The following is a 23,772-nucleotide window of genomic DNA, read 5'->3' on the forward strand; positions in this document are numbered from 1 at the left end:
GTTTAACTAGATGCTTTCGCTTTAAATAGTGAACGCAATAATACGTACATAACTGGAATAAAGAATAAAACCAGCACCGTACCAAACATGACTCCACCTAAAATACTGATACCAATTTCTTGACGGCTCACAGCCCCTGCGCCTTGAGCAAATACAAGAGGAAGCACACCAGCACCAAAAGCTAAAGATGTCATTAAAATCGGTCTTAAACGCAAGCTCGCGCCTTCTAAAGCAGCTTGTATTGCATTCTTACCTTTTTCTTGAGCTAAGGCAGCAAACTCAACAATTAAAATTGCGTTTTTACATGACAATCCAATCGTGGTTAACAGTGCAATCTGGAAATACACATCATTGGGTAGTCCAAAAATATAAGAGAAAATGACACTTCCCCCTACACCCAACGGAATAGAGGTCATCACAGCAGCTGGAATACTCAAGCTTTCATATAGAGCAGCTAGACATAAGAAAATAAAGCCTGCCGAAATTAAATATAACCAGACGGCCTGATTTGTCGACTTCTGTTCTTCAAAAGATAAACCAGTCCACGCTAAACCAACATCCTTTTGTTGGTTCACGAGTTGTTCAACATCTTTCATTGCCTGACCTGAACTGCTGCCACTCGCAACATCTGCCTGTAACTGCAAGGCGCTATAACCCATATAGCGTTTTACGATTTCAGGAGCCCCACCCCAGCTAAAGTTAGCAAATGAACTAAAAGGCACCATTTCATTTTGGTTGTTACGCACAGACCAGTTATATAAATCTTCAGGTTTGGATCTAAACTCGGCATCACCTTGAATCATGACACGCTTAATACGACCACGGTCAATAAAGTCATTTACATACGTTCCGCCCCACGCACTCGACAGGGTGTTATTAATTGCAGGAATTTCTAAACCATTTGCTAATGCTTGTTTCTGATCAATTTTGATATTGAGGTTTGCTTTACTATTGGTGGATTGCTTATCAAAGTTTTCAAAAGTTGAGTAGCTTTTACTTTGAGTTTGCAACTGACGGAAAGTGCTATCTAGAAAATCTTGTCCCTGCCCATTTAAATCTTGAATCCATAAATCCATACCATCAGTTTGACCTAACCCATTTACTGAAGGAGGTAAAGTCACATTGATTTGAGCATTATTAAAATGGCTAAAATATTTCATTGCACGCTTTTGTATAGCATCCGCTGAGTTTTCTTTTCCAGTACGTACATCCCACGGTTTTAAAGCAATAAACCCTTGCGCCAAGTTCTGCCCTGTACCCGAATTGTTTCGACCATAGCGGATTAAGACTAAATCCACATTTTTATCTTCTTGAGATAAGAAATATTGACGAACTTGTTCACCAATTTTCTGACTTTGAGAAATCGGAGCACTATCAACAAGCTTAATTTGAACGCTTAAAATCCCTTGATCTTCTTTAGGAATAAATCCACTTTTTAAACCACTATAGAACAGCATAAAAACAGCAATCAGAGCTACAAAAATCACAACAACTGATTTACTGTAATCAATGCTTGTTTGAACGATCTTGATATATTGATTTTTAAGTTGATCAATCTTTTGGTTAAACCAAACTGCCCAACGCATAGGCTGAGGATTAGGCTTTAAAATTAAGGCACACAATGCAGGTGTTAGAACTAATGCAACAACAAGCGATAACGCCATAGCTGCCACTAAAGTAATGGAAAACTGGCGGTAAATCACCCCAATTGAGCCACCTAAAAAAGACATTGGAATAAAAACAGCAGTTAATACCAATGTAATCCCAATTAAAGCACCACTAATTTCGCCCATTGACTCAATAGCTGCTTCTTTGGGTGTTAAATGCTGCTCATGCATGAGCCGTTCAACATTTTCCACGACTACAATAGCGTCATCCACTAACAAGCCAATGGCGAGCACCAGTGCAAATAACGTTAAGGTATTAATACTAAAACCGAGCACATATAAAACAGCAAAAGTTCCTAAAATAACAACCGGAACGGTAATACTCGGAATGAGTGTCGCGCGCCAGCTTTGCAAAAATAGGAACATTACCAGAATAACGAGAATAATGGCTTCAACAAGCGTCTTTACAACTTCCTTAATCGACTCTTGAACAAACGGCGTGTTATCTCGTGGATAAACAATTTTATAACCCGCAGGTAGTTTAGTTGTAAGCTGATCTAGAGTTTGATGGATGAGTTTAGAGGTCTGAATCGCATTTGCACCCGAAGACAGCGAAATACCTAAACCTGCGGCAGGATAACCATTAATGGTGTTAAAAGACTGATAGTTTTCTGCACCTAGCTCAACTCTAGCAATATCTTTTAAATAGACATAGCTCGCTGTTTGATTTGATTTCACGACAATATTTTTAAAATCTTCGACTGTTTTTAGTCGAGAACCAGCTGTAACTTTAGTATTTAAATATTGACCGTCGATAACAGGTAAATCACCAATTGCACCCGCAGCCACTTGGGTATTTTGAGAAGTGATTGCACTGGCAACATCACTGGGCATTAAATTATATTGTTTTAATTTATCTGGGTTTAACCAGATTCGCATTGCATATTGCGAACCAAAAACATCAGACTCACCCACCCCTTCAATACGGTTCAGGTTATCTACCACGTGTGTCGTTAAATAGTCTGATAGCTCAATATTCCCCGCTTTACCAGACGAGTCATATAAACCTACTACCATGAAAGTATCGCCCAGAGACTTACTTACCGTCACCCCTTGGCGTTGTACTTCATCTGGTAAACGTCTTATCACGCCACTAATGCTATTTTGTACTTGCACCTGTGCCGTATCTGGATTTGTTCCATTATCAAAACTAATCGTAATTCGACTACGTCCCGACGAATCACTGGTAGAACTGAAATAAAGTAAGTGATCAATACCTTGGATTTGCTGTTCTAAAATCTGAGTAACACTTTGCTCAACTGTTTGTGCATCTGCCCCACTATAACTTGCCGACACCGTAATTTTTGGAGGTGCAATATCGGGGTAGCGTTCTACTGGCAAATTCAGCACCGAGAAAATACCAAATGCCATAACAATAATTGCGAGTACACTGGCAAAAATAGGGCGCTGAATAAAAAATTTAGATAGCATGGCTGCTCAGAATTAAGTCGTCAATTAACAGGTGGCAATACCGAATTCGGCATCTTGATCATCAACGAGCAATATATAAAAGACAAGTAGAATTAACACAATAAATGCAATTAGGACAAAAACAAAGCAGGAATGGCTATTTCCTACAAAGCCATAAAGAAGGTTTTAACAAGTGTCACTGAAAATTCATGAATTCTTCATGATCACGTCAAGTTCAATGAGCAGACTAGAGCCGTTTCAACTAAAACAATATGAGTAGAATTATGTTTAAAAGAGCAATTTTATGCTTAAGTTTAATTAGCTTGGTTGGTTGTAATGACGATGATAAAACTGAAAACACGCCAACTACACCAGAATATCAACTTCCTAAGATTTTAGTGATTGGGCACCGTGGTGCTAGCGCTTTACGCCCTGAACACACTCTAGCTTCATATCAAAAAGCCATTGATGATGGTGCCGATTTTATTGAACCGGATTTAGTGTCTACAAAAGACGGTGTATTGGTTACTCGTCATGAAAATGAGATTGGTGGAACAACTAACGTAAGTACTTTAACTCAGTTTGCAGACCGTAAAACAACAAAAAATATTGACGGCAAAGACTTAACAGGTTGGTTTACAGAAGACTTCACTTTAAGTGAATTACAGCAACTTAAAGCGCGTGAACGTATTCCAGAGTTCCGACCTGCAAACACAGCCTATAATGACCTTTACCCTGTCCCGACTCTAGAACAAGTGATTGAGCTGGCTGAAGCAAATTATAAAAAAACAGGAAAAATTATTGGTTTATATATTGAAACCAAACATCCGACTTACTTTAAAAATCATAATCTGGCTATGGAAGATACCCTTCTTAAAACATTAGCCAAATATAAATATACACGTGATATTGCACCTGTCTATTTACAGTCTTTTGAAGTAAGTAATTTAAAATATTTAAAAGAACAGCTGGATCTTCATAAAACTATTAAGCATGCACAAATTATTCAATTATATGATGCTAAAACCTCTCAACCAGCCGACTTTGTTGAATCTGGAGAAACTAAAACTTATGCCGATTTAGCCACAGCACAAAGCTTAAAAGACGTTGCTAAATATGCAAACGGTGTAGGACCAAGTAAAGGTTATATTCTGAACTTTAATGACAATGGTTCAGTTCAAACGACTTCGTTTATTTCTGATGCTCATGCAGCTGGCTTAAAAGTACATCCTTATACTTTCCGTCCAGAAAATAATTTCTTACCAAAGCCTTTAAAATGCAATCAAGATAAACCAGCTGAGCGCTGCCCAACTGGTGCTTTAAAAGAATTTGAAGCCTATTTCAAAGCGGGTGTTGATGGCGTCTTTACAGATGACCCAGCACTTGGCCGTGAAGCTGTTATTAATTATGAAAAAGCCGCAAAATAATTAAAGCTTTTAATAAAAAACAGGGCAATAAATGCCCTGTTTTTTATTATTTCTCTACGACATTATCAAAATAAAGTGGGATCCACTGATATTGCTCAGCGTTTACTTTATAAACATGGCCAATGCCTGGGAATGGTAAATGTGGTGCTGCGACCCATTGCTGTTTATTTGAAATTTCAGCGAACATTTTTAAACGGGTATTAATCGCCTGCTCAGAATTCACATCAAAATCCACACCAGTTTTTGGCGCATCAAACTGCAAAGAATGTGAGTGAACAATGTCTCCAACAAAAATGATTTGCTGATCATTACTCTTTAAGCGAAAGCTATGATGCCCAGGTGTGTGACCGCGCGTATCAATCACTTCAAAACCTTGAATAACATCGCCATCTTTAAATGTCTTGAATGCTTTTGTTGCTAGATATGGAGCAAGAGCAGTTTTTATGTTTTTCACAGTACCTAAGTAGCTTTCTTTTTTATCAGCTGGCACTGTTTTTTCAGAAGCTGGATTTAACCAATAATCAGCCTCGCGTTCATGTGCATAAACGGTTGCATTTGGAAATACAGCTTTCCCATTTTGGGCAATACCACACACATGGTCAGGGTGTAGATGAGTAAGTAAAACAGTTTTTACATTAGCAAGTTGATAACCTGCCAATTCAATATTTTTTGCAATCGAACCAAGTTGTGGTCCAAAGCAGCTTGCTGCACCACTATCGACAAGTGTCAAACTTTTGCCATCATCTACTAAAAATGCATTAACTGAAGTTTGGATCCCCTTCTCATTCACAGCAGCATATTTAGTTAATATTTTAGTTTTCTGAGTCTGATTTAAGTTTTTAAACAAGTTAGGATTTAGATAAATTGTGCCATCAAGTAAAGACGTTACACGGTATTTGCCAAATTGATGCTTATAATATCCAGGTACTTGTTGAGTAGGAGTTTGCTCGGCATACACAGCGTGCATGCTACAAAATGCAAGACCCAAAGCTACACATAATTTTTTCATCTCTTCTTCTCTATTCAGTTATAAAGTCAAAATCTTTAAAAAAGATTTAATAATTTTTTAAGACCCGAATTATATAATGCATGAAATGTGTCAGAAATATAAGTAAATGAATAGCTATTCTCCTTATAAAGGCAAAACTGGTCTTAAGCGTATATTAAATGCAACCGGCTACTCGATTTCTGGTTTTAAAGCAGCGTATAAAAATGAGGCAGCTTTTCGTCAAATTGTTTTGATTAACCTTATTTTAATTCCAGTTAGTTTTTTTCTTGATGTAAGTCGTAGTGAACACGTCTTACTTATTATTGTTTGTTTATTTGCAATGATCGTTGAACTGTTCAATTCGGCTATTGAAGCAGTAGTAGACCGAGTTTCTCTTGAAAAACATCAGCTTTCTAAAAATGCAAAAGACATGGGAAGTGCTGCTCAATTTGTTGCACTTTCTATCATTGCCATTACATGGTTGTTCATTTTATTAGGATAAAAAAAACCATGCTTATAAGGAAATAAGCATGGTTGTAACAAAGAGGAACTTCTAGCTGCTGTTCCTGTTTTTTAATATAAGTTATTGAACTTAACTATTTCTTAAAATCATGTAAAAATAAAAAATCCCTGCTTAAGCAGGGATTTTTTGGTTAAAGCGTTGATGCGTTATTACATCATTCCGCCCATACCACCCATACCGCCCATATCTGGAACAGCTGGTTTATCTTCTGGAATGTCAGTAATCATACATTCTGTAGTTAACATTAAACCAGCTACAGAAGCAGCGTGTTCAAGTGCAGAACGAGTTACTTTAGCAGGGTCAAGAATACCCATTTCTAACATATCGCCATATTCGCCAGTTGCAGCGTTATAACCGAAGTTACCTTCACCCGCTTTAACTGCATTGATAACTACAGATGGCTCATCACCAGCATTTGAAACGATTTGACGAAGTGGAGCTTCGATCGCACGGCGTAAAATATTGATACCCGCTGTTTGATCTTCGTTAGCACCTTTTAGGTTATCTAATACATTTACAGCACGTACTAGCGCAACACCACCACCAGCAACCACACCTTCTTCAACTGCTGCACGAGTTGCATGAAGTGCGTCGTCTACGCGGTCTTTCTTCTCTTTCATTTCAACTTCAGTTGCTGCACCGATTTTAATTACAGCAACACCGCCTGCTAATTTAGCAACGCGTTCTTGTAATTTTTCACGGTCGTATTCTGAAGAAGATTCTTCAATTTGAGCACGGATTTGCTGAACACGCTCAGCAATAGCAGCTGCATCACCAGCACCATCAACAATTACAGTGTTTTCTTTAGAAACAGTGATCTTGTGTGCAGTACCTAAATCTTGAAGAGTCGCTTGCTCTAAAGACATACCAACTTCTTCAGAAATAACAGTTGCGCCAGTCAAGATCGCGATGTCTTGAAGCATTGCTTTACGGCGGTCACCGAAACCAGGAGCTTTAACAGCACATACTTTAATAATACCGCGCATGTTGTTTACAACAAGTGTAGCAAGCGCTTCGCCTTCAACATCTTCAGCGATGATAAGAAGTGGTTTACCAGTTTTCGCAACTGCTTCTAAAACAGAAATCAATTCACGAATATTACCGATTTTCTTGTCAACAAGAAGAATGAACGGGTTTTCAAGCTCAGCTGTTAAAGTATCTTGCTTGTTTGCAAAGTACGGAGAGATATAACCACGGTCAAACTGCATACCTTCTACAACGTCTAAAGCGTCTTCGAAGCCAGAACCTTCTTCTACAGTGATTACGCCTTCTTTACCTACTTTTTCCATCGCTTGAGCGATAAGTTTACCAACAGTAGTGTCAGAGTTAGCAGAGATAGAACCAACTTGTTCGATCGCTTTAAAATCATCAGCAGGTTTTGCATTTGAACGGATATTTTCAACTACAGTTTTTACTGCGATATCGATACCACGTTTTAAATCCATTGGGTTCATACCTGCAGTTACAGATTTGATCCCTTCATTTAAAATTGCTTGAGCAAGTACAGTTGCAGTTGTTGTACCGTCACCAGCAATGTCGTTAGTTTTGCTAGAAACTTCACGAACAAGTTGAGCACCCATGTTTTCAAACTTGTCTTTTAATGAAATTTCTTTAGCAACAGTTACACCGTCTTTAGTGATGTGCGGAGCGCCGAAAGAACGGTCAATAACAACGTTACGACCTTTAGGGCCTAAAGTCACTTTAACAGCATCTGCAAGTACGTTTACGCCTGCAATCATTTTTGAGCGAGCTGAATCACCAAATTTTACGTCTTTAGCTGACATATTAAACTCCGAATCTTTTTAAATACTGAATCTGATAATGAATTGAGTTATGGATTGATTAGCCTTCCAATACAGCTAAAATGTCTGACTCTTTCATGATTAAGAGTTCTTCACCACTTACTTTCACTGTTGTACCTGCATAAGTACCAAACAATACTTTGTCACCAACTTTAACATCCAAAGCACGTACGCCATTCTCAGTGATTTGACCATTACCTACTGCAATTACTTCACCTTGAGATGGTTTTTCAGCAGCAGAACCTGGAAGTAAAATACCACCAGCAGTTTTGGTTTCTTCTTCTACGCGACGAATTACAACGCGATCATGTAATGGACGAATGTTGCTCATAATTAACTCCATCAGACTAAGTCTTTTTGATTAATCGTTACTGCCATAATCCATAGCAATAACAAAATATTTAGATGTCACTTTTGTGGGGATGAAAAAAAACGCTTCAAGGGGAAAATGAAAAAAAACTTATCTTTTTTGGTCATTTTTTAACAGGTTGTGAAGAGTTTTTATTAAATTTAAAGCACAAAATAAAAGGGACTATTTTCATAGCCCCTTTTATTAATAAAAATAACAATATTAAACAACAAGTTGTCGGTTATTCAACAGTTCATCCAATGTTGTATTTACCTGATTTAAAGTAATCAATGAAATACTACTAAATATTGTACCTTCACCATCTCGGTCAAGACTAATAGTGGTGTTTCCAGCATCTTGTTCTACAGTAATAAATTTAGCTAATGTGCTCACATCTTTAGAATAGTCAATTAATAGTTCACTTAAATCGATTTTGTCAGCTTGGAAGTCAGTTCTTACATCACCTAAAGTAAAATCTAACACCGTATCATGTCCATTCCCGCCAGTCGCATCTTGGCTATTTAGCAATTGAAACAAAATGGTATCAGCACCTTCATTAGTCATATAGGTATCGTTACCTTCACGCCCATTCAAAACGTTATTACCAGTGTTACCTGTTAAAAGATTATCTAAAGTATTGCCTGTTGCATTCAGATGAGCAGAACCAACTAGCTCCAAGTCTTCTACATAACGACCACTTTCTAGACCTGTTGACCAATCAGAATATCCAACCAGACTATAACTCACAGAGCTAACTATTTTATCGTGTCCACCAAAATCGACATCTCGGTAGCCTGATTCGACAAGCTGGTTCTCCCAATAGCCACTTTCTACCCAAACATCTTCATAGTGGCTAGTATCTACCCAAACATCTTCATAACGGCTAGCATCCACCCAAACATCTTCATAATGACTTGTATCAAAATAAATATCTTCAAAATGACTAGTATCAACCCAGCCTTCTTCTGAACGGATATAGGTCAATTCATAACCTTCTCGCCATTGTTCATTTACAGCATCATAATGTTGTTCTACATATCGACTATAGTCGCTCTCTGCCGTGCCATTATCTATATAAGTTATATTATCTTGATTTACATATATTTTTTGTATAGTCGAATAACCACTTATGATCCACTGCTTTTCATAATATACATCTGTTATTAATTGTTGTTCATAATATCCATCAACAAGCCATATCTGTTCATAATGCCCTTCATTAATCCATTCTGGATACATATAGCTATTATCAATCCAGACATCTTTATATATTGCATACGGCTCAACCATATATTCTTGAACAAAATCACTTATATGATCAACTATATAAATGTTATCCGTAGCATCACCTATAAACTGATCAACCGTGATCGTATGTAAGTCACTAATCGCTTTGCTGATAGTTTCACTACGATTTCCTGCACGATCAATAACAGTAATATCAAATGATGTCGCATTCTCATACATATAAGTAGAGAAAGTTCCATCTGCCATGACCATAGTATTTGTTACAAAAGGTTCTTGATCAGCAAAATGATATGTAACTTCAAGAGTAGCCTTACTTTCTGCATGCCCCGTGAGCTCGCCCCATCCTTTCATAGCAAGCTGTGTGGCTACATTCGGTGCTGTTGTATCATTTATAGCAACAACCGTTGTACCCTCACTCTCATTTTGATTGGCATCAACTACTTTTACCGTCAATGTTTCACCATGCCAATATTGTGACCATAAGTATGTTGTGAAACTTCCATCATTTCTGACAGTAGTTTGACCAACTAAATTATTATCATCAAAAATATTAACAGTTGAATATGCTTCCGCTTGTCCTGAAAGTACATTTCCATCTTCTAAGACAAGCTGAGTTGCTGCATTTGGTGCGACGATATCTATAGGTGCGGTAATTTCGGTGTAAGTGCTTAGATAGCCATTTTGTTCCACAACAATGCGTAAGGTCTGTCCACTCACCTGAGGTGAGTACAACTGGATATTAAAGTGTCCTGTTTCATCTACAGAACCACCACCAATATGATTAGTATACACATCAAAAATATATACATAACTACTTGCTAAAGCAGTCCCCTCAATAAACAAACCATTTTCAGAAACAACAATATGCTCTGCTGATGGAGGTGCATTAGTATCTGCATTAAAAGTAATATTCAATGGTGTACTTATATTTTTGGCTAAATCGATTGCCGTGATAAATAATTGCTCTCCACGTAATATAGGTGGATAAATATTAGCATTGAAATATCCTAATTCATCCGATTGAGATTCTGCTCGTAAATTCCCATCCGCATCCATTACCTGAATGATTGCTTTTGAATCAGTGTGGCCTGAAATTCCCTGACCATCATTGTTAATCACCACATCGTCAATCACTGGAGCAATATTGTCTAAAGGCGCAATAATTTCAGAGATTGGGCTATATTGATTGGTATTTTGGTCATAAACTCGAACTTGTAATATCTGTCCCTTTAGATAATAGTCATTTAACTCAATAGCAAAACTACCATCTTCGTTCACGACACTGTTCCACCCCCAATTAATGCTTTGACCATCCGCGGATGTAACAACAATCGTCATTCCTACTGTCGCCTTACCCGTAAGAATATGGCCATCAATATCCAATTTTAGCCCTGTTGCAGCAATTGGTGAGTTCGTAAATATAGGTACTAACTGATGAGCAACTTCACTTCGGTTGCCAGCAATATCTTTGACAACAATACTCAAATTTTGTGTCTGATATTGACTCAGATTGATCCATTGATAAAATTTTCCATCATATCCAACATACATTGTTGTGATAACTGCACCATATTGATCAATAATTTCAACAGTTGTATTTGGTTCAGCCTCACCAAAAAGCAATCCGTCTGAGGCTAATGTAATATTTGCAGCAGCTGGCGGTGCGACATCATCAATTAAAGCATTTTGTTTAACCTCAATACTTCGGTTACCTGCTATATCTACAACGATGAAAGTTAATTCCTCTCCATGTAAATAGACTTGATTAAAATAACCTGACACATTACCAGCACCATCTACATAACCAGAACCTATTACCTCACCCGCAGCATTTTTAACTTCAATCCGAGTATTTACTTCTGCTTGCGCCGTAAAGTTTTGACCGTGTGAGTCGAGCACAATATTCTCAATCGGATTTGGTGCGATATCATCAATCAAAGCATTCTGCTTGACCTCTGTACTACGGTTCCCCGCTCGGTCAACGACAACAAAAGTGAGCTCTTCGCCATGTAAATAGACCTGATACAAGTAACCAGAAACATTACCCATGCTATCGGTTGAACCAGATCCTACAACCTCACCAACAGCATTTTTAACTTCGATTCGACTATTTGCTTCCGCTTGCGCTGTAAAGTTTTGACCATTTTCATTTAAGACGATATTTTCAATCGGATTTGGTGCAATATCATCAATCAAAGCATTTTGCTTAAATTCAACACTTTGATTACCTGCTTTATCTATAACGATAAAAGTGAGTTCCTCACCTTTTAAATAAACCTGATTGAAATAGCCTGTCACATTACCAGTGCTATCGACATAACCATAACCGACAAACTCACCCGCAGCATTTTTGACACCAATAAAACTATTGGCTTCTGCTTGTGCCGTAAAATTTTGCCCATTTTCATCAAAGATGATGTTTTCAATTGGGTCTGGCGTAATGGTATCCACCAAAGCATTTAACTTAAGTTCGACACTGCGGTTACCCATTCGATCCATGACAACGAAAGTTAATTCTTCTCCATGTAAATAAACTTGGTAGAAGTAACCCGTTACATTACCAGTGCTATCGGTAGAGCCCCAACCTATCTGATTACCAAATGAGTCAAAAACTTCAATCTGACTATTTGCTTCTGCTTGTGCTGTAAAGCTTTGCCCGTTCGCATCAAGAACAATATTTTTAATCGGATTTGGCGCAATATCATCAAATGGAGCCTTAACTGAAACAGCTTCACTCACATTTCCGGCTCGATCTTTAACAGTGACTGTGAACACTTCACCATGTAAATTGTAAGTACCGAAAAAAATAGTAAATGTTCCATCAGCATTTACACTCTGACTCCACGTATTCATCTGCTGACCATTTTGATCAAAAATCTGGATGAAGGTATTTGGCTCAGCTACACCAGAAAGGGATGAGCCATCTTCATTAAAGACCAGATCACTTGCAGCTACAGGAGCAATATCATCAAGCGGTGCTTTTACAGTAACCCCACCACTCAAATTACCAGCCCGATCTACTACAACTACCTTAAACTCTTCGCCATGCAAGTAGTTACTGTCTAAATAGATGTTAAATGTTCCATCCCAATTAACATTATTATTCCACTGATTTACCAATTGCCCATTCTGATCAAATATCTGAATCGTAGCATTTGGCTCAGCCATACCAGTTAGATATGAACCATCTTCGCTAAATACTAAATTAGTCGCATTTTCTGGTGCAGTATTATCAAGAAAGGCTGTTTGTTTTACTTCAACACTGCGATTACCAGCTTGATCAATCACAACAAAAGTGAGCTCCTCACCTTTTAAATAAACTTGATTCAAGTAACCCGAGACATTACCAGCACTATCTACATAACCAGTACCTACAACCTCACCCACAGCATTTTTAACTTCAACTTTGCTATTTACTTCTGCTTGCGCTGTAAAGTTTTGACCATTTTCATTAAAGATAATGTTTTCAATCGCGTTCGGAACAATATCATCAATCAAGGCATTCTGCTTGACCTCTGTACTGCGGTTCCCCGCTTTGTCAACTACAACAAAAGTGAGTTCTTCTCCATGTAAATAGACCTGATAGAAGTAACCAGAAGCATTACCCATGCTATCGGTTGAACCAGATCCTATGACTTCGCCAGCAGCATTTTTGATTTCAATCTGAGTGTTTGCTTCTGCCTGAGCTGTAAAGTTCTGTCCGTTCGCATCAAGTACAATATTTTCAATTGGATTTGGTGCAATATCATCAGTTAAAGCATTCTGCTTAACTTCTGTACTACGGTTACCCGCTCGGTCAACGACAAAAAAAGTGAGTTCTTCTCCATGTAAATGGACTTGATATATGTATCCTGACACATTACCAGCACCATCCACATAACCTGAACCTACGACCTCACCTGCAGCATTTCTAACTTCAACTTGAGTATTTGCTTCTGCTTGTGCCGTAAAGTTTTGACCATTGATATCTAATACAATATTTTCAATCGGATTTGGCGCAATATCATCAATCAAGGCATTCTGCTTAACTTCTGTACTACGGTTACCCGCTCGGTCAACGACAACAAAAGTAAGCTCTTCGCCATGTAAATGTACTTGATAAAAAGATCCTGAAACATTGCCCATGCTATCTGCGGAACCATACCCGATTACATCACCATTGGCATTTTTAATTTCAATTTGGCTATTTACTTCTGCCTGAGCGGTAAAGTTCTGACCATTGATATCTAATACAATATTTTCAATCGGATTTGGTGCGACATCGTCATTCAAAACACTCTGCTTGATCTCTGCACTGCGGTTACCCGCTCGATCTACTACAACAAAAGTAAGTTCCTCACCGTGTAAGTAAACTTGCGGGAAATAACCAAATACATTACCTAAGCTATCGGTATAACTAGTAGTAATCTTATTTCCATCCTGATCGAATACATCAATAGAGCTTCCAGCTTCTGCATGAGCTGTAAAGCTTTGGCCATCTTCGTTGAAGATGATATTTTCAATCGGGTTTGGTGCAATGGTATCAATTAAAGCATTTTGCTTAAATTCGATACTGCGGTTACCAACTCGATCTATGACAACAAAAGTAAGCTCTTCACCATGTAAATAGATTTGATTGAAAAAGCCTGAGACATTACCCGCACTATCTGTAGAGCCCCAACCTGTCTGATTACCCAATGAATCAAAAACTTCAATCTGACTATTTGCTTCTGCTTGTGCTGTAAAGTTTTGACCGTTTGTATCAAGTAAAATATTTTTAATTGGATCCGGTGCAATATCATCAAGTGGAGCATTTATTGAAACAGCTTCACTCACATTTCCGGCTTGGTCTTTAACGGTGACCGTGAATGCCTCTCCATGTAAATTGTTGCTACCTAAGAAAATAGTAAATGTACCGTCCGAGTTTATGGTGTTATTCCATATATTCACGAGTTGACCATTATGATCAAAAACCTGAATCGTAGTATTCAGTTCTGCTACACCCGTAAGATATGAACCATCTTCTGAGAAAACTAAATTACTGGCTGGTGTAGGAGCAACTGTATCAGCGGTAATTACAGTATCGGTGCTTATTTGTCCACGAGCATCCTTAATTGATAAGAACAACTGCTCACCATCAACAAGAGGGCGATCAAGTTGGAGTTTAAAATAACTTGATCCATTCCAGCCGTTATCTTCACCGACTTTAATTTCAGCTACGACTTCACCTTTGGCATCTTTAACAATCAGAGTACTATTATTTTCAGCTTGCCCACTTATCACTCCGTCTGAAGTAAAGCTATCTACATAGGGAGCAAAAGCATAGTTAGGCGCCTGGATCTGCGCTGCTAAACTTACATTTCCATTTACATCGGTAGCCGTGACATAGACCGTCTCAGCATTAGTTAAAAACATACCTAATTCTATCGAGAAACTTCCACTCTCGTCGGTCCAGTTATTCCAAAACCATTTATTAAGAATGTTTCCTTGTCCATCTTTAACTAAAATTTCAGAGAAAGGTTCTGCATGACCATAAACTAAATCGCCAGCATCATTGAAGTTTAAATCTGTTGGAACAGGCGGAGGAGTCAAATCTACAACAATATTCTGCTCAGGGCTCATCAGACTTTTATTATCAATAATTTGAACGGAAATTTGCTCTCCATCAATTAAAGGTCGGTTTACACTCAAGCTAAAATGACTAAATTCATTCCAACTATTGTCATCACCTAATGTAACCTTTCCTAATTCATTACCGTCAGCATCACGCACAATTACCGTACTATTATCTTCAGCAGACCCAGAAATTAAGCCTTCTTGTGTAATACGTTCAACATGTGGAATATAAGCAAAGTTTGGAACTTCGATTAGGGCTTCACTCGTATTTTGATTTTTATCTACTACTTGTACGGTAACCGACTCACCTTCTTTTAAAAATTGGAACACATGTAAACTTGCAAAGCCTTGTTCATCTGTAACACCGTTAGCGATTAGATTTCCTGTTCCGGAAAACACAAGAATAAGGCTGTTAGGTTCATTGACATGTACTGATAAAGTTTCACCACTGATATCAAATTGTGGAGTTTCTAAAAATACTGCGGGCGTATAGTCTGCGGTAATATATTGTGGATGGCCTGAAACATTATCTTTATCGGTAGAGATAATAATTTGAGTACCTTCCTTCAAAGGTTGATCGAGGGACAAAGTAAATGGTCTAACTTCACCTAATTCCATTACACTAAAAGGCATAATACCTGAGCCCTCAAATGCAATAGAGTTAAACTCTTGTAGAATATTTCCATTCTGATCTTTTACAATAAAATGACTGCCTTCAGTCGCATAACCAGTGATCACGCCTTCTGGACTAATTCGTAAAATACTAAGAGCTGGAACTTCAGTAACTAGTCCAATTGATGAGTTTTCGCTGCTGTATCCATTATAAGTAGCAACTGCATAAACCTCTTGATTTGAGTTAATCGAAAGGTCTTGTAAAGTAAATTTACCTTCTTCATTAGTTATTGTAGTTGCAAGCCAATCACCATTTTTATTGTAGATATCGACTTTACTTCCTTTATATGCGCTACCCGAAATGATAGCTCCATCTATATTATTAAAAGTTAGAGAATCTAGTGTTGGTGAATTCGGAGTATGATCTACATTATAATTTTGAATCTGTTTAATAATGGCTGTATTACCAGCTTGATCAGTAAAGCTAATATCAATTGATATATTGGTTTGCGATTCTTCTGACCACAGGAACTCTGCTGGAATTTCAGCAACCCATTCTTGGGTTAACTCATCAAAATGAAAGTTATAAACAACATCATTTAATGTCGTATTTATTGAAGTCAATGAGCTATTTAAATCTATTGGTAGATTATCGACTTCAAGTCTTATAGAAATAACTTGATCTTTTTCAACCAGGCTTATTGTATTGTCTTCAGTAATCGGCTTTACAATTATTGTAGTTGATTCAATATTTAAGGAATTATCTACAACTACTTTTTGCACAGCAGTTTCTGATGTGTTACCCGCAAGATCCGTCACCACAGCTTTATATTGATAAATACCATCAGCTAAATCTTTTTGTTCAGCTGTTGTTTCGTGCCAAGTTTTTCCGTCATCTTTTGAAACTTCATAGTGGTCTAGTAAAGCAGCTTGTTCACCGATCACAATTGGTTGAGCTAGCTTCAAAGTAAAATTATTATCTTGTGTAATTTGATCCGTTGCTGAAACACCTGTATCAATTAAATCAGATAAAGTCAGTTCACCTGCTTTCGGCGCTGTAGTATCTACCGTGACTTTTTGTATAGCGGTTTCCGATGTATTACCTGCAAGATCAGTCACTACAGCTTTATATTGATAAACACCATCAGCCAAATCTTTTTGTGCAACTGTTGTTTCTTGCCAAGTTTTTCCTTCATCTTTCGATAGCCAGTACGTGATTTGGCTATTCACTTCTTGTCCGCTAACCTTTAAATCAAAAGTTTTATCTTGCGTAATCTGATCTGTTGCCGAAACACCTGTATCGGTCAAATCAGATAAAGTCAGTTCACCTGCTTTCGGCCCTGTAGTATCTACAGTGACTTTTTGTATAGCGGTTTCTGACGTATTCCCTGCAACATCTGTTATTACTGCTTTATATTGGTAAACTCCATCAGCCAAATCTTTTTGATTTACTGTCGTTTCTTGCCAAGTTTTTCCTTCATCTTTCGATAGCCAGTACGTGATTTGGCTATTCACTTCTTGTCCGCTAACCTTTAAATCAAAAGTTTTATCTTGCGTAATCTGATCTGTTGCCGAAACACCTGTATCGGTCAAATCAGATAAAGTCAGTTCACCTGCTTTCGGCCCTGTAGTATCCACAACGACTTTTTGTATAGCAGTTTCAGATGCATTTCCAGCTCGGTCTGTTACTACAGCTTTGTAAAGATAACTTCCATCCACTAAATCTTTTTGAGTGACCGTTGTTTCTTGCCATGTCTTACCATCATCGGTAGAGACCAAATACGTTACTCGACTGCCACTTTCCTGACCTTCAATCTTTAAATTAAAGGTTTTATCTTGAGTGATCTGGTCCGTTGTAGATACCCCTGAATCCAAAAGATTTTTAAGCTTCAAAGTACCTGATTCAGGAGGCGTCGTATCTTTAGGATCTTTCCGTGACAATAAAGCAATCGTTCCTGCACCCGCTAAAGCACTGACCACCCCAGACCAGAGAGGCACAGAAGATGAAGAGTCTATAAACTTTGGAACATCTTTTAATTCTAAATAATTAACAGTGGTCTTTCCTGCAGCATCTTCACCCAAATTGGCAGTCCAAGAACTCTGCCCTTCATTTAAAAGAATTTGCGGGTTTTCGCTAATAAAATAGTTTTCTAAAACAATTTCAGTTCCATCTTTTAGATGAAGAATTGCATTATTTCCCTCTCTTGTTATTGAGGCAATTTTTTCTGGGCTTATATCGATTTTTGCGATTTCTTTAGGATCTACTACAATATTTTTTGTCTGGCCTACATTAATATCAACTGTATTATTTTTTGAAGCATTATTTGCCATTAATGATACTTGTACCATTTTTCCACCATGAAATTTTAAATAATTATTAAGTTTTTCTAAAATATTAAGTCAAATAGTTACTCATTTTTATAAAATATTATTAAACCTTACAAAACACTAAACCCTTATTATAGCTACTTTAAAATCGCAGCTTTTTATATAGTTAAAAATCTTTATGTATCCGTTAATATTATTTTAAATAATGATAAAACATTTAGAATGTTTTCCTATTCCCCATATATAGAATTTAAAGCTTAGGCATTGTAATGGATAAATTTTTATCAATCTACTCTTAAGTTAAATGTCTTATATAATTTTTATAATTAAATTAATTGAAAAATATTTAAATCGTAATTAAACCAATAATGATCAATTTTCCCTTCATTTGAAATGACATTAAAACTATTCGGAACATGATAATGTAAACGGCTAGATGTCGCTGTCCCTGCATGAATATCATAAATAGGATGATCTATTTTTAATTGATAAATCTGAGTTAAATCATATACAGCCGTTTTATGCAGATGCCCATGTAACAAACCAAATAGCCCTGTCGTACTCCATTTTTCGAGTGCCATTTTTCCTAATACTGGGCAATCTTTAATACCATGCTCATCATCAGGCGGCGTATAAAAAGGCTGATGAAAAACTACTAACTTGATTTTATTCGGTGGCCCTTGCTGTAAGCGCTCATATGTCGTTTGAATTTGCTCAATCGAAATATGCCCACGTGTATGATAACGGCGACGTATACTATTTACACCCACGATATAAAAATGCTCAGTTTCTAAAGTGGGCTCAAGCTGACCAAAAAAATATTGATAGCGGGTAAATGGAGAAAAAAAACGGTTCCAGACATGATACAAAGGAATGTCGTGATTACCCGGTACAATAAGATAAGGAATATTAAGACTATCTAAAAACTGGCGACAATTATAAAACTGTTGATAACGGGCACGCTGAGTGATATCTCCACTCACAACAATAACTTCAGGTTTATGTTGAGTACAAAAAAGCCGAATCGCATCTAAACAGGCCTCGATTTCTGTTCCAAAATGCAAATCAGATAGATGTAATAACATTGGGCACCATAATATTTAAAGCATTCTTTTCTACAGTGAAATTTAATGGTGTTTTCATCTCTAATATTTCACCATCTAGAGCCACTATAAGCTTTGATTTTTTTGCACACTCAACGATGACATGGTCAGCACAAAAACTATAAACATCTTGTGTCTCTTCAACTTTGCCCTGAATCCATTGCCACAACATGTTTAATAAACTAAGCCTATCACTTTTTGTAATTACAACACCAGCAACTCTTCCCTGTGCAGCACAATCGGCGATTCTTAATTTCATATCACATAGTTGCAATTGATTATTACCAAAGAAAATGAGAGGTGTTTTAACTGGATATTTCTTCCCATCGACCGTGACGGAAAGTTTCATGGATTTATTTTCTCTTAATAAAACATCCAAAGCAGAGGTATAGGCATGTAAAGGCAAACGTCCTAAATACTTATTGTAAAGCTCACGTTTTTTTATAAATAATGGATAAAGGCCTAGGCTCGCATTATTTAAATAAATATGATCGTTAATCGTCGCAATATGTACAGAACGCGGTGTGCCTGTAGCGATGACTTCAGCAGCTTCTAACAAGTCTAAAGGAATATCTAAAACTTTAGCGACATAGTTAAAAGTCCCTAAAGGTAAAATTCCCATAGGGATATTTGTATGTCGAAGTTTGGAGGCTATTGCATTTAACGTTCCATCCCCACCCGCTGCCACAACAACGCCTAAATTTGCGTTTTGACTATGCCGATGAATCACTTGATTCATTAAATCATCAAATGAAACATCTTGCGCTAATTCAAAAACTTGTATTTCAAACCCAAATTCGGTGAGTACAGTCATTAATTGTTCATACATATCTTCATGTTTTGAAGCATGAAAACCCGATTTCTGGTTATAGATGATAGAGAGAGGTTTTAAAGTCCGCATTTTTATTATCTTAAAGAGGATTCATTTGTATTTTGTATAGAAAATCGCCTAATAAAAGTCTCTTTATGTAAATTTCGAATGATGATCATTTGTTTAATCAATAATAATTCTCAAGAAAAATTTAAACATCAAGTTATTGATTTTAAAAAAAATAAATAATATAAATAACACACATACAACATAAAAATGTAAAGAACAAAATACACAAAAAAACAATAACCAAATGATTTAAATCAAAAAAATTTAAAAGTCAAAATATCTATTTCTTATTCTTTAGTCTTATTTTTTTTATGATTTTATGCTTTAATACAGCCACTTTTTTATTTGATCTTTCATTGTACCTCAATGAATGACTTGTACGTTGTACATATTTTGAATAGGCCTCACCATGACCACAGTGAACGCACCAGAATTCGTTCGTCATCCTAAGCTTATCGCATGGGTTGAAGAAATTGCAAACTTAACCAAACCAGCAAAAATCGAATGGTGTGACGGAAGCGAAGAAGAGTATCAACGTCTAATCGACTTGATGATCGCTAACGGCACCATGCAGAAATTAAACCAAGAAAAACATCCTGGTTCTTATCTTGCAAATTCTGACCCATCTGATGTTGCGCGTGTTGAAGACCGTACTTACATTTGCTCTCAAAAGAAAGAAGATGCTGGTGCGACAAACAACTGGGAAGAACCAGCTGTTATGCGTGAAAAGTTAAATGGTTTGTTCGAAGGATCAATGGAAGGTCGTACAATGTACGTTGTGCCTTTCTCTATGGGTCCGCTTGGAAGCCATATTGCTCATATCGGTATCGAGTTAACTGACTCTCCTTACGTTGCTGTTAGCATGCGCAAAATGGCACGTATGGGTAAAGCAGTTTATGACGTGTTAGGTACAGACGGCGAATTTATTCCTTGTATTCATACCGTAGGTGCTCCTCTTGCTGAAGGGCAAAAAGACGTTGCATGGCCTTGTAACCCTGAAAAATACATCGTTCATTACCCAGAAACTCGTGAAATCTGGTCTTACGGTTCTGGTTATGGCGGTAACGCATTACTTGGTAAAAAATGTTTAGCACTTCGTATCGCTTCTGTTATGGGTCGCGAACAAGGTTGGTTAGCTGAACATATGCTTATTCTTGGTGTGACTAACCCACAAGGTGAAAAGCACTATATCGCTGCAGCATTCCCATCTGCATGTGGTAAAACAAACTTCGCAATGTTAATTCCACCAGCAGGCTACGAAGGCTGGAAAATTGAGACTGTAGGTGACGATATTGCTTGGATCAAACCAGGTGAAGATGGTCGTCTATACGCAATCAATCCAGAAGCTGGTTTCTTTGGTGTTGCTCCTGGTACAAATACCAAGACTAACCCTAACTGTATGGCGACTCTTCACAAAGATGTTATCTATACAAACGTTGCAGTAACTAATGACGGTCAAGTATGGTGGGAAGGTCTTTCTAAAGAAGTTCCAACTAACTTAATTAACTGGAAAGGTCAACCTCACGTAAATGGTGAAAAAGCTGCTCATCCAAATGCGCGCTTCACTGTTGCTGCTGGTCAATGCCCTTCTATCGATGCTGACTGGGAAAATCCAGCAGGTGTTCCGATTTCTGCATTTATCTTCGGTGGTCGCCGTGCAGATACGGTTCCTTTAGTTTCTGAAGCTTTTGATTGGGTTGATGGCGTTTATAAAGCTGCAACTATGGGTTCTGAAACTACTGCTGCTGCTGTTGGTCAACAAGGTATCGTTCGTCGTGACCCATTCGCGATGCTTCCATTTGCTGGCTACAACATGGCTGACTACTTCGATCACTGGTTAAGCCTGGGTCAAGAAGTAAGCACAAAAGCTGAAGCTGCTGGTAATAAATTACCAAAAATCTTCAATGTAAACTGGTTCCGTCGTGATGCTGAAGGCAACTTCGTATGGCCTGGTTTCGGTCAAAACATGCGTGTTCTTGAGTGGATCATTGACCGTTGTGAAGGTCGTGCAAACGCTGTTGAAACACCAATTGGTCTTGTTCCAACTTACGATGACTTGAACTGGGAAGGTACTGAATTCTCTAAAGAAGAATTTGACCTTATCACAGCTCAAGATAAAGATCAGTGGGTTACTGAAATTGAAAGCCACACTGAGTTATTCAATAAACTTGGTGAGCGCTTACCAAAAGCATTAAAAGAACGTCAAGCAGCTTTACTTGAAGCTGTAAAAACTGGCTTCTAATTGCTAAATATAAAAAAGGTCGCCTTGTGCGGCCTTTTTTTATTATGCGGCATCATCTTTTTGTCGACGTCCAGCCAAATAGCTTTCCAAATTTTTTACTTGTTTTTCATCAAATGCCAAACCTAACTTAGTTCTACGCCACAATATATCTTCTGCCGTATTTGCCCATTCATTTTCGCATAAATACTGAACTTCAGATTCAAATAAACCGTGACCAAAATCTTGCCCTAATTGCTCAAGAGCTTTTCGCTCATCCAGAATACCCCAAACCCTAGAGCCATAGGCATTTGCCCAACGAGTAGCGAGCTGCTCGGTTATCCCTTCAACTTGGTTTTGAATCTTTATAACTAAATCTTCAAGTGTGGTCCAATTCTCCGCCCCAGGTAATACTTCATTTCCAGTCCACTCCTCTCCCATTTCTGTGAAAAACGGGCTAAGTTGCTCCAGAGCAGATTCAGCTAATTTCCGGTAGGTTGTAATTTTTCCACCAAATACGGACAGTAAGGGAGTTGTTTTATCTTCCACTTGCAATGCCACAGTATAGTCACGTGTAACTGCCGAAGGATTATCTGACTCATCATCACATAAAGCTCGGACTCCAGAAAACTGACTTACGATATCTGCACGCGTGAGCTGCTTTTTAAAATGCGAATTTGTCACCGTTAAAAGGTAATCAATTTCTACATCGGTAATCTCTACCTTTTGTGGATCACCTGTATATTCCTGATCTGTTGTACCTATTAAGGTGTATTGCTCCAGATAAGGAATTGCAAACACGATGCGTCGGTCTTCGTTTTGCATAATAAAAGCTTTGTGGCAATCATACAGTTTAGGCACAACAATATGACTTCCTTGTATGAGCCGAATTTGATATGGCGATTTTAATTGTAGGTTTTCACTAATAATTTCTTCAACCCAAGGGCCTGCTGCATTCACTAAGGCTTTTGCACGTATTTGATAAGACTCAGCCCCATTTTGTAATTCCAAATGCCACAATTCTTGTTGTCTATAAGCCTTAATACATCGTGTTCGCGTTACAATTTTGGCACCCTTCTCTTTGGCTTGCACCGCATTTAATACAACAAGACGTGCATCATCTACAGTACAGTCAGAATATTCAAAACCACGGGTTATAGCGGGTTTTAAAGGACTATCTTCTTTGAAGTAAATAAGATTTGACCCTAATAATTTTTCTCGTTTTCCTAAATGATCATAAAAAAAGAGGCCTGCCCGAATTAACCATGCAGGACGCAAATGTGGTCGATGAGGCATAATAAAACGCATTGGTTTAATAATATGTGGAGCTTTAGCCAACAAGACTTCACGCTCTGCTAAAGCTTCTCTAACCAATCGGAATTCTTTATGTTCTAAATAACGTAAACCGCCGTGAATTAATTTACTGCTCGCAGATGAGGTATGACTAGCTAAATCATCTTTTTCACATAAAAATACCGATAATCCGCGGCCGGCTGCATCATTAGCAATACCCACGCCATTAATACCACCACCAATCACAGCAATATCATATATTTTTGAATAATCATTAGTTTGTACTGTCATTTCTCATTTTCTTTTTATTGTTGATCTTATAAAAATTA

The 23,772-nt window shown here is 37.6% G+C and carries 11 protein-coding genes; 3 read left to right on the forward strand and 8 right to left on the reverse strand.

The features are described from left to right. Positions 1 to 2: 2 nt before the first annotated feature. On the reverse strand, positions 3 to 3,098 hold the full coding sequence (locus OD757_RS04515; RefSeq protein WP_263030986.1) for a multidrug efflux RND transporter permease subunit: 3,096 nt from the start codon (positions 3,096 to 3,098) through the stop codon (positions 3 to 5). 263 nt (positions 3,099 to 3,361) lie between these two features. Here OD757_RS04515 and OD757_RS04520 point away from each other — a divergent pair, with 263 nt between their 5' ends. Continuing rightward, entirely contained in the window at positions 3,362 to 4,504 is a 1,143-nt protein-coding gene (locus tag OD757_RS04520; protein WP_263030987.1) for a glycerophosphodiester phosphodiesterase, read from the forward strand. Between the two features lie 46 nt (positions 4,505 to 4,550). Here the strand turns inward: OD757_RS04520 and OD757_RS04525 are convergent, their stop codons facing one another. Continuing rightward, positions 4,551 to 5,513 carry an MBL fold metallo-hydrolase gene (locus OD757_RS04525; RefSeq protein ID WP_263030988.1) on the reverse strand — a complete coding sequence of 321 codons (963 nt, stop codon included), beginning with the start codon at positions 5,511 to 5,513 and terminating at the stop codon, positions 4,551 to 4,553. 106 nt (positions 5,514 to 5,619) lie between these two features. Here OD757_RS04525 and OD757_RS04530 point away from each other — a divergent pair, with 106 nt between their 5' ends. Then, a complete protein-coding gene (locus tag OD757_RS04530) occupies positions 5,620 to 5,994 on the forward strand; it encodes a diacylglycerol kinase (protein WP_009393710.1) in 375 nt (124 codons plus the stop codon). Positions 5,995 to 6,164: 170 nt separating this feature from the next. Here the strand turns inward: OD757_RS04530 and groL are convergent, their stop codons facing one another. The 5 genes from groL to OD757_RS04555 all read right to left on the reverse strand — a co-directional run bounded on the left by groL (position 6,165) and on the right by OD757_RS04555 (position 19,953). Next, positions 6,165 to 7,799: a chaperonin GroEL gene (groL, locus tag OD757_RS04535; protein WP_004790490.1), complete on the reverse strand. Its 1,635-nt coding sequence runs from the start codon at positions 7,797 to 7,799 to the stop codon at positions 6,165 to 6,167. Positions 7,800 to 7,857: 58 nt separating this feature from the next. Beyond that, the gene (groES, locus tag OD757_RS04540) at positions 7,858 to 8,148 is read right to left on the reverse strand and encodes a co-chaperone GroES (protein ID WP_002120604.1); all 291 of its coding nucleotides are present in this window, start codon (positions 8,146 to 8,148) and stop codon (positions 7,858 to 7,860) included. A gap of 240 nt (positions 8,149 to 8,388) precedes the next feature. Then, positions 8,389 to 17,970, reverse strand: coding sequence for a biofilm-associated Ig-like repeat protein Blp1 (gene blp1 / locus OD757_RS04545; protein ID WP_263030989.1), 9,582 nt, complete (start codon positions 17,968 to 17,970; stop codon positions 8,389 to 8,391). 305 nt (positions 17,971 to 18,275) lie between these two features. Then, a complete protein-coding gene (locus OD757_RS04550) occupies positions 18,276 to 19,034 on the reverse strand; it encodes a metallophosphoesterase family protein (RefSeq protein ID WP_263030990.1) in 759 nt (252 codons plus the stop codon). Next, positions 19,015 to 19,953 carry a diacylglycerol/lipid kinase family protein gene (locus OD757_RS04555; protein WP_263030991.1) on the reverse strand — a complete coding sequence of 313 codons (939 nt, stop codon included), beginning with the start codon at positions 19,951 to 19,953 and terminating at the stop codon, positions 19,015 to 19,017. The genes OD757_RS04550 and OD757_RS04555 overlap by 20 nt, the downstream gene beginning before the upstream one ends. 388 nt (positions 19,954 to 20,341) lie before the next feature. Between OD757_RS04555 and OD757_RS04560 the strand changes: the two genes are divergently transcribed. Beyond that, positions 20,342 to 22,174, forward strand: a complete 1,833-nt coding sequence (locus OD757_RS04560) for a phosphoenolpyruvate carboxykinase (GTP) (RefSeq protein ID WP_009392199.1) — start codon at positions 20,342 to 20,344, stop codon at positions 22,172 to 22,174. 42 nt (positions 22,175 to 22,216) lie between these two features. Here the strand turns inward: OD757_RS04560 and glpD are convergent, their stop codons facing one another. Further along, positions 22,217 to 23,734, reverse strand: coding sequence for a glycerol-3-phosphate dehydrogenase (gene glpD, locus OD757_RS04565; RefSeq protein ID WP_263030992.1), 1,518 nt, complete (start codon positions 23,732 to 23,734; stop codon positions 22,217 to 22,219). Between the last annotated feature and the right edge of the window lie 38 nt (positions 23,735 to 23,772).

The organism is Acinetobacter sp. AYS6, from assembly GCF_025630795.1.
Lineage (GTDB): Bacteria > Pseudomonadota > Gammaproteobacteria > Pseudomonadales > Moraxellaceae > Acinetobacter.

Bases quoted from the DNA above. Each gene is read 5' to 3' on its own strand.
- OD757_RS04530 (WP_009393710.1), top strand. From the start codon at position 5,620: ATGAATAGCTATTCTCCTTATAAAGGCAAAACTGGTCTTAAGCGTATA.
- OD757_RS04550 (WP_263030990.1), bottom strand. From the start codon at position 19,034: ATGTTATTACATCTATCTGATTTGCATTTTGGAACAGAAATCGAGGCC.
- groL (WP_004790490.1), bottom strand. From the start codon at position 7,799: ATGTCAGCTAAAGACGTAAAATTTGGTGATTCAGCTCGCTCAAAAATG.
- blp1 (WP_263030989.1), bottom strand. From the start codon at position 17,970: ATGGTACAAGTATCATTAATGGCAAATAATGCTTCAAAAAATAATACA.
- OD757_RS04555 (WP_263030991.1), bottom strand. From the start codon at position 19,953: ATGCGGACTTTAAAACCTCTCTCTATCATCTATAACCAGAAATCGGGT.
- OD757_RS04560 (WP_009392199.1), top strand. From the start codon at position 20,342: ATGACCACAGTGAACGCACCAGAATTCGTTCGTCATCCTAAGCTTATC.
- OD757_RS04515 (WP_263030986.1), bottom strand. From the start codon at position 3,098: ATGCTATCTAAATTTTTTATTCAGCGCCCTATTTTTGCCAGTGTACTC.
- OD757_RS04520 (WP_263030987.1), top strand. From the start codon at position 3,362: ATGTTTAAAAGAGCAATTTTATGCTTAAGTTTAATTAGCTTGGTTGGT.
- glpD (WP_263030992.1), bottom strand. From the start codon at position 23,734: ATGACAGTACAAACTAATGATTATTCAAAAATATATGATATTGCTGTG.
- groES (WP_002120604.1), bottom strand. From the start codon at position 8,148: ATGAGCAACATTCGTCCATTACATGATCGCGTTGTAATTCGTCGCGTA.
- OD757_RS04525 (WP_263030988.1), bottom strand. From the start codon at position 5,513: ATGAAAAAATTATGTGTAGCTTTGGGTCTTGCATTTTGTAGCATGCAC.